Annotated in this window: 12 protein-coding genes; 1 reads left to right on the forward strand and 11 read right to left on the reverse strand. The window is 64.0% G+C overall.

The features are described 5' to 3' along the window. Window positions 1-128 precede the first annotated feature (128 nt). On the forward strand, window positions 129-3092 hold the full coding sequence (locus tag IVB23_RS33785; RefSeq protein ID WP_247801408.1) for a M10 family metallopeptidase C-terminal domain-containing protein: 2964 nt from the start codon (window positions 129-131) through the stop codon (window positions 3090-3092). Between the two features lie 39 nt (window positions 3093-3131). Here IVB23_RS33785 and IVB23_RS33790 read toward each other — a convergent pair whose 3' ends face one another. The 11 genes from IVB23_RS33790 to IVB23_RS33840 all read right to left on the reverse strand — a co-directional run bounded on the left by IVB23_RS33790 (window position 3132) and on the right by IVB23_RS33840 (window position 14899). Then, window positions 3132-4094: a UDP-glucuronic acid decarboxylase family protein gene (locus tag IVB23_RS33790; protein WP_131873044.1), complete on the reverse strand. Its 963-nt coding sequence runs from the start codon at window positions 4092-4094 to the stop codon at window positions 3132-3134. A 142-nt stretch (window positions 4095-4236) separates the two neighbouring features. After that, entirely contained in the window at window positions 4237-4986 is a 750-nt protein-coding gene (locus IVB23_RS33795; RefSeq protein ID WP_247801409.1) for a glycosyltransferase family 2 protein, read from the reverse strand. A 12-nt stretch (window positions 4987-4998) separates the two neighbouring features. Continuing rightward, window positions 4999-6405, reverse strand: a complete 1407-nt coding sequence (locus IVB23_RS33800; RefSeq protein WP_247801410.1) for a capsule biosynthesis protein — start codon at window positions 6403-6405, stop codon at window positions 4999-5001. A gap of 4 nt (window positions 6406-6409) precedes the next feature. After that, window positions 6410-7798: a surface carbohydrate biosynthesis protein gene (locus IVB23_RS33805; RefSeq protein ID WP_247801411.1), complete on the reverse strand. Its 1389-nt coding sequence runs from the start codon at window positions 7796-7798 to the stop codon at window positions 6410-6412. A 25-nt stretch (window positions 7799-7823) separates the two neighbouring features. Then, window positions 7824-8756, reverse strand: coding sequence for a hypothetical protein (locus tag IVB23_RS33810; RefSeq protein ID WP_247801412.1), 933 nt, complete (start codon window positions 8754-8756; stop codon window positions 7824-7826). Continuing rightward, window positions 8753-9643: a class I SAM-dependent methyltransferase gene (locus IVB23_RS33815; protein ID WP_247801413.1), complete on the reverse strand. Its 891-nt coding sequence runs from the start codon at window positions 9641-9643 to the stop codon at window positions 8753-8755. The genes IVB23_RS33810 and IVB23_RS33815 overlap by 4 nt, the downstream gene beginning before the upstream one ends. Continuing rightward, window positions 9644-11167, reverse strand: a complete 1524-nt coding sequence (locus tag IVB23_RS33820) for a hypothetical protein (protein WP_247801414.1) — start codon at window positions 11165-11167, stop codon at window positions 9644-9646. A gap of 10 nt (window positions 11168-11177) precedes the next feature. Continuing rightward, complete coding sequence (locus IVB23_RS33825) at window positions 11178-11999, reverse strand: SDR family oxidoreductase (RefSeq protein WP_247801415.1); 822 nt, start codon at window positions 11997-11999, stop codon at window positions 11178-11180. A 13-nt stretch (window positions 12000-12012) separates the two neighbouring features. Then, window positions 12013-12714 (reverse strand): acylneuraminate cytidylyltransferase family protein, encoded by a 702-nt coding sequence (locus IVB23_RS33830; protein ID WP_247801416.1) that lies wholly within the window; start codon window positions 12712-12714, stop codon window positions 12013-12015. Next, a complete protein-coding gene (locus IVB23_RS33835; protein ID WP_247801417.1) occupies window positions 12711-13619 on the reverse strand; it encodes a Gfo/Idh/MocA family oxidoreductase in 909 nt (302 codons plus the stop codon). The genes IVB23_RS33830 and IVB23_RS33835 overlap by 4 nt, the downstream gene beginning before the upstream one ends. Further along, on the reverse strand, window positions 13616-14899 hold the full coding sequence (locus tag IVB23_RS33840; protein ID WP_247801418.1) for a nucleotidyltransferase family protein: 1284 nt from the start codon (window positions 14897-14899) through the stop codon (window positions 13616-13618). The genes IVB23_RS33835 and IVB23_RS33840 overlap by 4 nt, the downstream gene beginning before the upstream one ends. Window position 14900: the final 1 nt, after the last annotated feature.

The following is a 14900-nucleotide window of genomic DNA, read 5'->3' on the forward strand; positions in this document are numbered from 1 at the left end:
TGACGCCTAACAAGGTCTTACGGAAGGGAGCGGACGCCGCAGCCCAAGTTAAACCAAACGTTCAACTCTCAGGCTAGAATCATGCGCCTCCGCCGCGAACCTGGCGAGGCATTGCTCTGGAGAGTCAATTGGCTACCGCTGTGAATGTCAGTGCCACCAACAACGCCGAGATCGACGGCCTGCTGTCGGGCGCCAAATGGTCAGGCACCATTACCTACAGTTTTGCCGACGCGCCGAGCGACTACGCCAATCCCTATAGCGGCGGCTACAGCGAGCCGACCACCTCGGGCTTTGTTTCGGCGCCCACGCAGATACAGGCGGCGATCAACTACGCGATCGGGCTGATTCTCAGCTACACCAACGCCGACATCCAGTACGCAGGCACGAACGGCGCCGACATCATGGTCGCGCAGTCGCCGGCGGCCAATCCGACCGCTTACGCCTACTATCCCGGCAATTATGCGCCCGGCGGCGACATCTGGTTCGGCACCCAATACAATTTCTCGCTGGCCAAGCTCGGCAATTACTACTTCACCACCGCGCTGCACGAACTCGGCCATGCCCTCGGCCTCAAGCACAGCCAGGAGGCCGGCGGGCCCGCCAACGTCGCGGTGCCGAGCGCGCATGACAGTAGCGAATACACCGTCATGAGCTATCGCAGCTATGTCGGCGCTTCGACCACGGGCGGCTACACCAACGAAGCCTACGGATATTCGCAGACCTACATGGCCAACGATATCCTCGCGCTCCAGACGATGTACGGCGCGGACTACACGACGCAGAGCAGCAACACCGTCTACACCTGGAATTCGACCACCGGGCAGCAGTTCATCAACGGCGTCGGTCAGCTCGCGCCGGGCGGCGGCGTCGGCGGCTCGGCCAACCGCATCTACGAGACCGTCTGGGACGGCGGCGGCGTCGATACCTACGACCTGTCGAACTACACGACCAACCTGAGCATCAACCTCAATCCCGGTGCCTCGTCGGTGTTCTCCGCCGTGCAGCTGGCCTATCTCGGCAACGGCCACTATGCATCGGGCAACGTCTACAACGCCTATCTCTACAATGGCGACACGCGCTCCTACATCGACAACGCCATCGGCGGCTCCGGCAATGACACGATCCTCGGCAACGCCATCGCCAACACGCTGAACGGCGGCGGCGGCAACGACACGATCACGGGCGGCGCGGGAAACGATACCATCAATGGCGGTTCGGGCACCGACACGGCAGTGTATTCGGGCAGCCAGGCAAGCTACACGATCTCCTACAATGAGGCGGCACAGACCTTCACCCTGACCGACCTGCGCAGTGGCTCACCTGACGGCACCGATACCGTCACGACGGTCGAGTATTTCCGGTTTGGCGGCGTCACCATCGCTGCCTCCAGCCTCGTGTCGACGGTGATCGAGGCATTCGGGGCGACCAGCGTGATTCTATCTGGCGGCAATTACTATCTGAACAGCATCTCGACCGGCAACGGGCCCACCCTGAAGTACGCGGGCTCCGCTGTGAACGCGGCCAATTACAGCACGTGGTCGGTCATTGGTGCCGAGCAGGTGTCAGGCGGTGGCTACGACGTGGTCTGGAAGAACTCGGCCAACGCTCACTACTCTGTCTGGAGCACGGACAACTCTGGCAACTTTCTGACGACGATTGCCGCAGCCCCGGAAGTGCTGGGAAGCGATCCGTCTCTGCAGGCGCTGGAGCCGACCCTTCACCAGGATCTCAACGGCGACGGCACGATCGGCGCCTCCGTCGTCCCCGTCAGCGGCATCACCATCGAGGCATTTGGATCGACCCGTGCGGTTCTGTCGAGTGGCTACTACTACCTGTACGACGCGGCCGGCAGTGGCCCCGCTCTGAAATATGCGGGCGCCGCGGTGGCCGCGGCCAATTACAGCACCTGGTCGGTCATTGGCGCCGAGCAGGTGTCCGGCGGCGGATACGACGTGGTCTGGAAGAATTCGGCGAACGCCCATTACTCCGTTTGGAGCACGGACAGCGCTGGGAATTTCGTGACGACACTTGCCGCGGCTCCGGAAGTGCTCGGGTCCGATCCGTCTCTGCAGGCGCTGGAGCCGACGCTCCACCAGGATCTCAATGGCGACGGCATGACGGGCGTCTCCGTTATACCCGTCGTTAGCGGCGTTACGATCGAGGCGCTCGGATCCACAAGCGTGGTTCTGTCTGGTGGTAACTATTACCTTGACAATATTTCAACCGGCACCGGACCCACCCTGCAGTACGCGGGCTCCGCCGTGAACGCGGCCAATTACAGCACGTGGTCGGTCATTGGTGCCGAGCAGGTGTCAGGCGGTGGCTACGACGTGGTCTGGAAGAATTCGGCCAACGCTCACTACTCTGTCTGGAGCACGGATAACTCTGGCAACTTTCTGACGACGATTGCCGCAGCCCCGGAAGTGCTGGGAAGCGATCCGTCTCTGCAGGCGCTGGAGCCGACGCTTCACCAGGATCTCAACGGCGACGGCACGATCGGTGCCTCCGTCGTCCCCGTCAGCGGCATCACCATCGAGGCATTTGGATCGACCCGTGCGGTTCTGTCGAGTGGCTACTACTACCTGTACGACGCGGCCGGCAGTGGCCCCGCTCTGAAATATGCGGGCGCCGCGGTGGTCGCGGCCAATTACAGCACTTGGTCGGTCATTGGCGCCGAGCAGGTGTCGGGCGGCGGCTACGACGTGGTCTGGAAGAATTCGGCGAACGCCCATTACTCCGTTTGGAGCACGGACAGCGCTGGGAATTTCGTGACGACACTTGCCGCGGCTCCGGAAGTGCTCGGGACCGATCCGTCTCTGAAAGCGCTGGAGCCGACGCTCCAGCAGGATCTCAATGGCGACGGTACCGTCGGCGCTGCGCCGCTCGGTGACAGCTTCGCGTTCAACTTCACTCAGGGTGGGACCTCATCGACCACCCCGTTCGAGGTCCCCGACCCAATGCCCGCGCCGGCGGATCCGAAGACCGCGTCGGAGCCGTGGACGCAGGCGGCAGGGAGTGACGACATGGCTGTGACCGACATGGTGATGGATGTGCCTCACGATCTGCACGGCTCCAGTTTCCTGCTGAGCTGACGCCATGGGCCTGGCCGACGGGGGACGTTGCGAGCGGGATCAGGCGATTTCGAGCGAGTGCTTGAAGTAGGCGATCGTCTCCTTCAGTCCGTCCTCGAGCGCGACCTTCGGCTCCCAGTTCAACACCGCCTTCGCCTTGGTGAGGTCGGGCTGGCGCTGGCGCGGATCGTCCTGCGGCAGCGGCTTGAACTCCAGCTTGGAGCGCGAGCCGGTGAGCTTGATGACCTTCTCGGCGAGCTCGCGGATGGTGAACTCGGAATTGTTGCCGAGATTGATCGGTCCCGTGACGTCTTCCGCACTCACCATCAACCGCGTGATGGCCTCGACGAGGTCGTCGACATAGCAGAACGAGCGGGTCTGGCCGCCGTCGCCGAACACGGTGATCGGCTCGCCCTTGAGCGCCTGGACGATGAAGGACGACACCACGCGACCGTCATTTGGCTGCATGCGCGGGCCGTAAGTGTTGAAGATGCGCGCGACCTTGATCGGCAGGCCGTGCTGGCGCCAATAGTCGAAGAACAGCGTCTCGGCACAGCGCTTGCCCTCGTCGTAGCAGGAGCGGATGCCGATCGGGTTGACGTTGCCCCAGTAATCCTCGGTCTGCGGATGGATCAGCGGATCGCCATAGACCTCGCTGGTGGAGGCCTGGAAGATGCGCGCCTTGAGCCGCTTGGCGAGCCCAAGCATATTGATGGCGCCGTGCACCGAGGTCTTGGTGGTCTGTACCGGATCGCGCTGGTAGTGGATCGGCGAGGCCGGGCAGGCCAGGTTGAAGATCGCGTCGACCTCGATGTAGAGCGGGAAGGTGACGTCGTGCCTGACCGCCTCGAACAGCGGATTTGCGATCAGATGGGCAATGTTGCGCCGGCTGCCGGTGAAATAGTTGTCCGCGGATACCACCTCGGCCCCGGTCTCGAGCAGTCGTTCGCAGAGGTGCGATCCGATGAACCCGGCTCCCCCGGTCACGAGGATGCGGCTGTTCCTGTAGTTTTCAAACGGCATGATCGGTTCCAGATTGTTCGCAAAGGGAGCGGCTGAGTGGTATCGGCAACGGCCGGACTCGCCAATAGCCAAATGCCTTGGATCGAGGTATCTAAACACCTCTACTGTGCATGGGGTTGTTTTCGCACTTTTTAGGTTGGGCCTAGAACTCCCGCCGCTTCAACCAGGCCCGCGCCCCCCAATGGCCGAAGCACCAGGCCGATCGGACCAGGGAGAGGTGCTCGACATTGCGGTAGATCTGCCAGACCCATTTGGCTGAGCGTATCGGGCGGCTCGAGACCGAGGAGCCCCTGACGCGGTAGCGCGCCAGATCCTCGTTGAGGCCGTATGCGGCATGGCCGCGCTTGAGGATCGAGAGCCACAGGCAGAAATCGTCATAACCCTCGTTCTTCATCGCGATGGGGCCGGCGATCTCGCGGTCCACCATCGCGGTCAGCGTCGCGATCGCGGTGTTCTTCAGGAGCTGCCCATAGCTCAGCGAGGCCGGCACCTCGATCAGCCGTCCGGTGATCGTGTTGGTCTCGTTGATGCGGCGGAAAGCGGTGAAGCTCAGCGCGGCCTGCTTCGCCTTCGCGAAGGCGAGCTGCCGCTCCAGTTTCCCGGGCAGCCACAGATCGTCGCTGTCGAGGAAGGCGAGATAGCGGCCCTGCGCCCGGTCGATCGCGGCCTGGCGGGCCAGCGCCGGCCCGCCGTTCTTCGCCTGCCGGATCAGCCTGACGCGAGGATCGCGCTCGCCGATGTCCGCGATGATCTGCGGTGTCCTGTCGGTCGAGCAGTCGTCGGCGATCAGCAGCTCCCAATCGGAAAAGCTCTGGCTCTGCACCGAGCGGATGGTCTCCTCGATCAGGCCTTCGACGTTCCAGGATGGGGTGATGATCGAGACGAGCGGCATGACGGGGTCCGTTCAATTCGCGCGGGCAGCGGGCTCAGCGATCGCGGCGCACAACGAGGCCGCAAACGTGTCGAGCAGCCTGGGATCGCCGATATAGAGTTCGCCCGGATAAGAGCTGCGCCAGGCCGATTCGAAATAGGGCGCGCCCTTGGCCGGATCGAATGGCCCGGCGGAGAGCGCCTGGCGCAGCCTTGCGGGCACGTCCGCCAGGCTGTCGACCGCGTAGACCAGCGGGCAGGAACGGTAGAACGCATCGCCCATCACCACGACCGGCTTGCCGAGCAGCAAGGCCTCGGCGCCCGACTTGCTGTTGACGGAGATGACCGCATCGGCGCGGTTGAGCACTGTGTAATTGTTGGTCTGCGGCGGCAGCAGCACGAAATTGTCGAAGCGGCGCGCCAACTCGAACAGGCGGTCGGCCGAGATCGCGCCGATCTGGGCGGGGTGTTCCTTCACCACCAGCACATGCGAGTCCGGGATCGTCCGCAGCAGGAAGTCGACCGTTGCGACCTGGTCGAGGTAGTCGGGCGAGCGCAGCGTCAGTGCCATGTCAGCGGGAACGTGGAATGGATAGTAGACGAAGGGCGCCCCGGGGATCGGCTTGTAGAGCTTGCGCAGCCGCGTCGCATTGAGCGCCATCGCCGCGTGCACGCGGGCGTGACGCAGATTGTGTCCGAACTCCTGGTGCTTTCCGAGCGCGAACTGGTCCCACAGCTTTTCGGTGAGGCGGCGGGCATTGCGCAGGTTCACGACCTTCTTGAAGGCCGCTGAATAATGATGCTGGTCCTTTTTGGGGATGACGATCGCGCGCTGCTTCAGCGTGTCGTCGAGATAGGCGCGAACCTCGGCCGACACCGCATCTGCCGGTGTCGGCATCACGTCGGGCGCGGCGAGACTGTCGGGCGTGAAATACATCCGGCCACGGAAGAACGAAGGCTCGATGAACCAGTTGCGGATGTTGCGACGCCTGGCGGCGTAGAAGCTCGCGATGACGGAGAGGAAGCCGCCGAGCTCCTGAACCAGCTCGACGCGTTTGCCTTCAGCCTCCAGGCGGTCGAGCAGCGCCTCCATCGCGTTGGCATAGATCATGAACCGTCGGCGCAGCGCTGCGGTGTCGCGGATGCCGAACGTGAACCGCTCATGGCTGAACAGGAAATTGGTCCCGTCGAGCCCGTAGGCGGCAACGCGGGCGTCGAACGCGCCGCGGTCGTCGGGGGAGGGACCCGTCCTGAGGCCGTCGCGGTACATGTTGGTGACCGGCACGCCTTCGGCCGCCGACATTTCGGCGCTGCGATCGTCGAAGGCGAGCAGCTCGACATCGTTGCCTGCCGCACGCAGCCGCTGCGCGACCGGAATCCAGAACCGGGTCTGGTATTCGGCAAGCGTGGTGATGAGAATGGTCTTTGAGGGTGTGGCCATGAGTCTATCGGGTGGGGTCGATGGCAATGCTTGCGAGCGGCAAGCCTGTCGTCGCGCAGTGTGCGCGTCTTGTGGCGAATTGCGCCGGGCTCGCGCGGTCATGAGCTGCGATACGCTGCAGCAGGGTTCTGACGACGACCGGCTCGATTCGCTTGTCGCGCCGGGCCGGGTTGAACCGGCTGCGCAGCCGTTCCGTCACGGCCGATCCGAGCGCGGCACTGGCAGCGCCCTTGACGATCTGGCCGACACTCGGCTTGTCGCGCGTGCCCTTCACGGTCGCCAGCAACGACACGTAAGGCCGGCGCGCACCCGCAGCGCGCGTCAGGACGTCAGCGACCCGTTCTGCGGCTTGCCCGTCGTTGAGATGGAAGAAGGCCTCGATATCGGCGGCATGAACGCGGGCGAAATCGAAGCTCTCGGTCTCGCGCTCGATCTGGTCGATCGCGCCAAGCAGCTCTTCGAACGAGGCGACCGGTCGGCTCACGCGCGCGGGCAGCGCCGCATGGCCGGCGGTGGTCGGTGTGTTCAGATATTCGAGTTGGAGCGGAAGCTTTCCGAGCAGGACCGATTCGACGGCCGTGCCGCAGTTGAGATGAACGACGGCGGCCGCATTGCGGATGCGGTCGAGGACGCTGCCGGTGCCGTCGATCATGACGTTGGGGTGGCGCGCCAGCGCGTTGCGATAGACCTCCTCGCTCTCGAAGGGATGCGGACGCACCAGAATGGTGCGGTCGGGCCGCGCTGCGGCAAGGCGGTCGATCTCGGCGAGATAGTTGGTGAAGACCTGCTTCAGGTCCGCGATGAAGCGATCGACATAGCCGCCATCCCAACCGGCCCGCACCATCGCTTCGCGCTCGCCGCCCGGCTTGCCGGTGAAGCGTGAATTGACCAGCGGGAAGTTGGCGTTGACGAGCAGGTAGTCGCGCGGTTCGCCATCGAGCAGCGCGCGCCAGCGCGGCGCAGCAAAGTCGAAGCGCGGGCATCCGGTGAGGTGAAGCTGCTCCGGCTTCATGGTTCCGGCCGCGAGGAAGGCCTCGTGCAGCCGACTGCCCCAGAAGAAATAACCCGCCAGGATGTCGGCGTAGCCGCTGCCCTTGACGTGCGCGGCCATTGCCGGCGGCGAGTTGCCGCCCTTCTCGGCGAGCACGCCGCCTTCGGTGTCGAGGACGTAGAGCGCGAGCCCGTCCCTCGCAAAGCTGCGCATGAGATCGAGGTTGACGGGACGCGCGTAGTTGACGACCAGCGCGTCGAGCCCGAGCCGAGGAACGTCGACGGCCTGCTCGTACATCGGCACCAGCACGACGGAGACGCCGCGCCGCGCAAGCTGATAACCGAGCATGACCGCACCCGGCAAGTCACGCTTGGGGTGATCGACCACCAGGCCTATACGCAAGATGTGAGCTCCCGGCAGGTCCGTATCAGAGCCGCATCACGGTGCGCTCGAGATCCGTCAGGGCGCCAACAGCGCGGAAGCGCGCCGGCGGTTCGGGATAGATGCGCGGCTGCTGGATGTAGGTCGCCGTGTACAGCAGGCGGCTGTGATCGGACTGGATCCGGCTTCCCATGTGCAGGCAGCGAGCTGTGTTGACGATGAAGCACGACAGGCGGGGCGCGATCATCTCCTTGACCGCGTCGGGGCCGGTCTTGGCGAACACCTGCGCGTCGCTCATGTGGCTCTTCAGCGTGTTGCGGAAGGCCTTCGACGGTCTGGCCGGAATGAAGGTGAACGGACCGTCGGCCGTGTCGCTCACATCGGTCAGGTAGATGAAGAGCTTGCAGACGCGCTTGTCGTCGTGATCGAGATGCCAGAGCTGGGAATAGCTCAGCGCCCGGTTCGGGGTCGGCTGGGACAGTGTCAGCACCACATCCGACAATTGCGGCAGGTCGTGCATGAAATCGCCGATGATGCGCAGCGCGGCCGGCTGCAGTGCGTTGCGCACGAAGGGATGGTCGGTCGCAAAGGCGCCGTTGACGAGATCCTCGTCCAGCAGGCTGACCCAGAACGATTTGTGTCCTTCCTTCTGCCGGCCGACGAGCTCGTTGAGGCGCTGCACCTTGCCGTCGGCAAACGAGGCGACGGCTTCCGCGAGGCTGCGGTCGACCAGCGCGGTCACGTCGACATAACCGTCCTCGCCGAGCTTGCGGCTGGCCTCGGTCCATTCGGGCTTCGTCGGCAGCTGCCTGAGCAGCGCGACACGCTTGGCGCGGGCCGGCAATTGCAGGCAGGTCAGAGCCGCCTTGATCGCCCATCCGAGGTCGGTGCGGTTGACGTGCCACAGCAGGCGGCGGAACTGGCTGATCTTCGCCTTCTTCGGGGCAGGCCGATCAGCCGTCGTGTCGACGGTCGTCATGTGGGCTCCCAGCAATACAAAAAACCATCATTGTGGATCGTCGGCGCGAACGGCATGCGTTCACGCGCCAAGATGCGGACGCGACCCTGTCGCTCGTAATCATCGAGCGTCGAGAACAGCTGCGTCTGGTAGTCGACCGAACGGATGTAGAGGAAGCTGACGATATCTCGCGGACTTGCGAGGTTCAGCAGCTCCGTCGTCGGCTCGATGTTGATGACGCGTTTCGGCTTCGCGGCAATGATGTTGTCCACCACCTTGTGCACGTCATAAGGAATCTGCTCGATGCAGAAATAGGTGAAAACGACCTGATCCCTGATCGCTGCGTAGTTCGGGTCGCTGCCGTCGGTCAGGTCGATCCTGTCGAGCGATATCCGGTCCGACAGGCCATAATGCGCTGCGATCTCGCGGCCTGCGGCGATGCCGTTCGGGGCGATGTCGAACCCGTGCAGCCGCCAGTCGGGATGGTTGAGGTGAAGCGACAGCAGATTGATGCCGCAGCCCGCGCCGAGCTCGACGATCTCCGTGGCACCGCCCGCGTGTCGCGCGAGCAGTTCGCCGAGGGCCTTGGCGCGGTAGCGATAATAGTCGTCGGCCGCGACCCGGCAGATCTCGTTGTCGACCTTACGAAGCCCGCGGGCGGGATTCTTCGGGACCAGGAACTCGTCGATGCTTGCGGCCTTAGTCCAGTTCTTTTCCGACAGCGTTCGCTGCCAGTGCAACAGATTGTACTCGGAATCGACGACATCGGCCGTGCGTTTCACGCGGCGCATCGCGAGACGGCCGAGGCTCCTTGCCGCATCGAGCGCGTAGGTCGTCGCCTTGTCCGACAGCGATGCCGGAGCGAAACCCGTAGTGGCGGCTTTCGTGTCTGTCGCGTGGATGTTCATTCAACCGCTTTTGGATGTCAGTCCCATCAGTAGCCCAACGGCTGGAAATACAGTCCGGTGCCGTTTTTCAAGCACGAGGAAGTATTGGAGCGTCCAGGTAATCAGGCAGAAAACCATGGAACCGAGCGCGAGCTTTAGCACGCTGTCGAGCCGAATGTAACCTGCAATTGTTGCTAGAAAAGCGCTGGCCAGGACAAGGATTACGAGCTGGGTTCCGATCACCCTTGCGAAGCTCTTGCGGTCGAGTTCGAGGGCATCGCGCAACGCTACCAGCTGCAAGGGCAGGATGGCGATACTGCCGATGACCTGGCCCAGGATCAGGGCGCGTTCCGCGAACAGATGCAATGTCGCGGCAGAGACCACAGCCCAGATCAGAAGCTGAATGGCGACCAGCCTGTTGAGCTTGGCCTGCACCTCGGGCCGCGTCAGGAAGATCAGGCTGCCGATCGCCACATATTGCGTGCAGATCGGAACCAGGAAGCTCAGGCCCATCCAGAACGCGTAGGGGGCAAGAAGGGGGCCGATCCAGATGTCCATGATCTCAGGCGAGAGAATCGCGGTGGCGGCAAGCGGCGGCACCACGAACATCGGCATCATGACGAGGCCGAGGTCGCCGAGACGCTGGAATGACGCTGCGCTGCCGCGCTCGTCGAGCCGGCTGGCAACGGGAAGCAAAGCGGATGTCAGGAGGCCGACGACAACTTTGGATACCCGCGACAATCGCATCAGCGCGTCGTAGGTGCCGACGGCTTTGGGCCCGAACAGCAATCCGATCAGGAAGGGTTGAAGCGGCCCGGAAATGCCGCCCATCAGCTTGCCTTGCAGAAGCAGCAGGCAGCGATGCAGAACATCCCGTCGGATGTCCGGGGTCCATGGCAGCAATCGCACGTGCTTGTGCCGCAGGGCGACGAAGGCGGCAATTCCAATGACGACGGCGCGGGCGACCAGCGTGGCGAGATAGATGTAGGCGACCACTTCAAAGCCTTCCGCCGCCCACGAGGCCGCGAATGTCAGACCGACATAGGCCGTCGTCGACGAGACCTCCGCGACGCGGAGCAGGTTGTACCGCTCGAAGCCTTTGACAATACCTTCCCACACCAGCGCCGGAACGAAGATGAGATTCGCGAGGGCCGTGTAGTGCATGATCTGGGTGAACGTCTCGAGGTGCGCGGCGTCAACCTTCATCACCATGACGAAGAGGGGCGTCGCGAGCCAGATGGCGGCGCTCAGGATCAAGGCGAGAGCGATGGAGGCCGCTCCCAAAAAGGCGATCTGGCGGCTGGCCCGCGTCCAATTGCGGTGCTCGCGCGCGCGCGCGACGACCTGGGTGGCGACCTCGGACAGACCGAGGTCCAGCACCGCCATCATGCCGCTAGGAAGCAGCAGCCGCGAGATGACGATGAGGCCGAACTCGGTCACCCCCCAGGTTCCGATGATCAGCGGAATGACCGCGAGGCCCAGCAAGGCGGCCACGCCGAAGGCAAGCGCCGAAATCACCGTGTTCTGGATCAGGCGCTTGATCATTGGTGTTTTGTTACCAGGCGCTTAGTCCGCCGTCGACGGCGATGTTCTGCCCAGTCACGTAGGAGGCAGCATCGGAGACCAGGAACAGCATGGTCCCGACCATCTCGTCGGCACGGGCCATGCGGCCAAGCGGAATACGGGCACCATAGCGCGCCTTGAAGGTCTCGTTTTGCCCGCTCTCCACCCCGCCGGGGGTCAGCGTGTTGACGCGAACGCCCTTGCTCGCCCAGTAGGTCGCCAAGTGTTTCGTGAGGCCGATGACACCGGCCTTCGAAGCGGTGTATACCGCCGGCGTGTTGATGGCGCGGCCGAGATATTCGGAGCCTTCGTAGATGCGCTGATCGGGGGCCATCAGTCCGTAGATCGAGGCGGTCTGCACGATGGCGCCGTAGCCGCGTTCGGCCATCCGGCCGCCGAACACCTGCGCGACGTTGAACATGCCGTCGAGATTGACAGCCATGATCTCGCGCCAGGTCTCCTGCGAGAATTTCTCGACGGGCGCGAAGAAGGCGTCGACGTCGCGGGTCTTGCTGGCCGCGTTGTTGAGCAGGATCGAGACCGGTCCGAGGTCGGCCTCGATCGCATCGGCTGTGTTGCGCACCGCTTCAGGGCTGGTGATGTCGCAACCGTAGCCTCTGGCGCGGACGGCATGGCGGGAGGCGATTTCGGCTGCCGCGGCATCGGTTGCGGCCTGATCCAGATCGACAATCGCAACCTTGGCGCCGAACTCGGCAAGGCCCTCGGCAAAGCGACGACCGAGAATGCCGCACCCACCGGTAACGACGGCAGTGCGGCCGGTCAGATCGAACAGAGCCTTGAAGCTCGTGGTCATCGCTTGTGCCTCCTCAGGCCGCCAGTCGTTGGCGGAGCAACAGTTCCACCAACGTAAAATCGAGATCGGAATCGATGTCGATCGAACGCTCTTCCGGCATTTCGAGCAGACGCGTGTCCGGGTAGAATACCGCAGGCCGCTCCAGGAATGACGCGACGCGCCAAACATAGATCGACGCGTTCATGTCGAAGCAGCGCGGCGCATCCTGCCGGCGCGTGATCGGAGGATCGGCAGATTTGGACAGGCCGACGCTGCCATCGGCGCGCTGCTCGACAAGGTTGAAATAGGGCGACCGTCGCGCCGGCGACCCGGTAATGACATTGCGCGCGCCGCTCTCGCGCAGCAGTGCCACCGCACCGGTGATGTCGGAGGCGAGCCTGAGCGGCGAGGTTACGTCGAGATCGACGAAGATCTCGGGCGTCGTGCCCATTTGCGCGATGGCCTGCTCGAGACAATGGCGGATCGCCGGCAGCTTTGGCGCGGTATCGGTCGCCATCTCGTCGGGGCGCCTGACCGCGATGTCGGCGCCAGCCTTCAGCGCCGCCCCGAGCAGGGCGTCCGAATCGCTGCTGAAGGCGATCGCATCGAACAGGCCGGTCTCTCGCGCCTGCGCGATGCTCCACGCGAGCACCGGCCTGCCCAGGAGATCGCGCGCGTTCTTGCCGACCACCCCTTTCGAGCCGCCTCGCGCGCAGATGGTGCAGACGAGACTCATGGCGATATCCAGGTCTTGGTGCGCAGCGCGCGCTCGCTGGCGTCGATCAGGTGCACGACGCCGAGGGCCTCGGGTAGCGAGCAGACCGGGCTCGCGCCGCGCATCGCCGCGACATGCATGTCGCGATAGCTCTGGTCGCGTTCGCTGGGAATCTCCGTTGCCTTGCCGTTGACCGTGAGACGGCTGCCGACGAGATCGGCCTCGATGGTATCGTCGTCGACATTGACGCGAATGCGGCGGATGCCCTGGCGATCGAGATAGTCCATGTGGACGTGCACCGATGGCGCCAGCTGCATGTCGAGCAGCAGGTCGAGATGGTCGTCGACGTCGATGTCGCGAGCGCCGGAGGAGCCGCCGAGCGCTGCGACGCGATGCCATGGCCCGAACAGCCACAAAAGATAGTCCAGTTCGTGGCTGAGATCCCGCAGCACGCCGCCTCCGGCATCGGCCGTGGCGGATGCGGTCGCACGGTGATCGCGGCCCGGCCGCCAGTCCCTGATGTCCTGGCCGACATAGGCGTCGACCGTGATCACGTCGCGCCCGCGCAGTCGTTCCGCCAGCGCCGTCATCACGGGGTGAAAGCGCAGATTGTATCCGACGCTGACACGGGCGAAGGGATATTTCGGGGCCGGAGCCGGTGTTGCGAATAGCGGCTTTTCGACGAGGACGCTGCCATGGAACCCGGTCTGCGCGAGCTCTTGCAGATTGTCCGCATGACGCGCAGTCTCGGTAGCGACCACCACGTAGTCCGGATGCGCCGCCGTGACGGCCTGCGCGATCGACCCGTAGTCGCCGCCTTCGCGCCGGCTGACAGTCGTGACCCGAAGTCCGAGCTCGCGCAGGACCCGCGCATGCCTTGCGCCAATCGAGCCGAGGCCAACCACGACGGCGGTTGTTGAGGTCACGGGAAGACCTCGTGAAACTCTGCATGCGCCTGCTCGAAATCCTCCAGGCGGCCGATGTCGAGCCAGTATTCACGAATGGGATAGACCGCGACGCGTCCCTTATCGGCGATCACCCGCTCCAGCACGGTCGGCATATCGATGCTGACGCCGGGGGCGACATGGCGGAAGACCGAGCTTCCAATCACGTAAATGCCGGCACTGACGAACCAGCTCTCGGTCGGCTTCTCGCGAATAGTCTGGAGAAAGCCCTCCGACGTGGAAACCACCCCATAGGGGACGTGCACCTTGTGCTCGCGAACGGTCATCGTCGCTTCCGCCGGCGTTCCGTTGTGGAAGTCGAGAAGCGCTCCATAGTTGATCGTGGTGAGGATGTCGCCGTTGGTGACGATCATCGGCAGATCCGGCGGTGTCGAAAAGAGCCCGAGCGCGCCGGCGGTACCGAGGCGTTCGGTCTCGTGCACGTACTGGATCTTGGCACCGAAGGCGGCGCCATCGGTAAAGTAGTCTTTGATCGTCTGAGCTTTGTAGTTGACCGAAATGAAGATGTTGGCAAACCCCTGTTGCACCACGTTGCGGACGATCGTCTCCAGCAGTGGTCGGCCGCCGACATTGAGCATCGGCTTCGGCACGTCGCGCGTCAGCGCACCCAGGCGCTCGCCGAGGCCGCCGGCCATGATCAGCACAGGATTAGGATAGTGACGAGGTTCGAGCAGCTCATCGAGCGTCTCGACCACGACCAGATGGCCGCCCTCGTCGACAAGCGGGAGCTGCTTGATCGACCTCTGCCGCATCAGCTGCAGGCGATCCTCGCGCGGCAAGGTCGCAGGGGCAGACACCGGCGTCCGGTTCATGATGTCGGTCGCAAGTCCGGTGAGAGGAATGCCGCGCAGCAGCCCGCGCCTCACGTCGCCGTCGGTGACCACGCCCAGCAGGCGATTGTGGTCGTCGAGCACCAGCGCAACCTGGATGCTTCCGCTCTCGATCGCGGCGATGGCCTCGCCCACAGTCGCCTGGGTACCGACGACGGCTTTGCGCCAGGATTTCATGGCAATTTGCCTCGTATACGCCAGATATTGGGGGCGGCCCACGGCTGAGCCTGCTATATCGCGGCTGCGAGAGGCGGCGTCAACCCCGCCAGGGGCCCGGGCGTTGACCTTGTTAATACCCGTGTTTTCCGGCCAGGCCCCGTCGGTTTGAAGTACCGCAGCCCCGTCGCTAAGATTGGTCTGTGCAGGGGAAATGCGATGGACGATCTCATCATCATCGGTGGCGGCGAGCATG

Source organism: Bradyrhizobium sp. 191, from assembly GCF_023100985.1.
Taxonomy (GTDB): domain Bacteria; phylum Pseudomonadota; class Alphaproteobacteria; order Rhizobiales; family Xanthobacteraceae; genus Bradyrhizobium; species Bradyrhizobium diversitatis.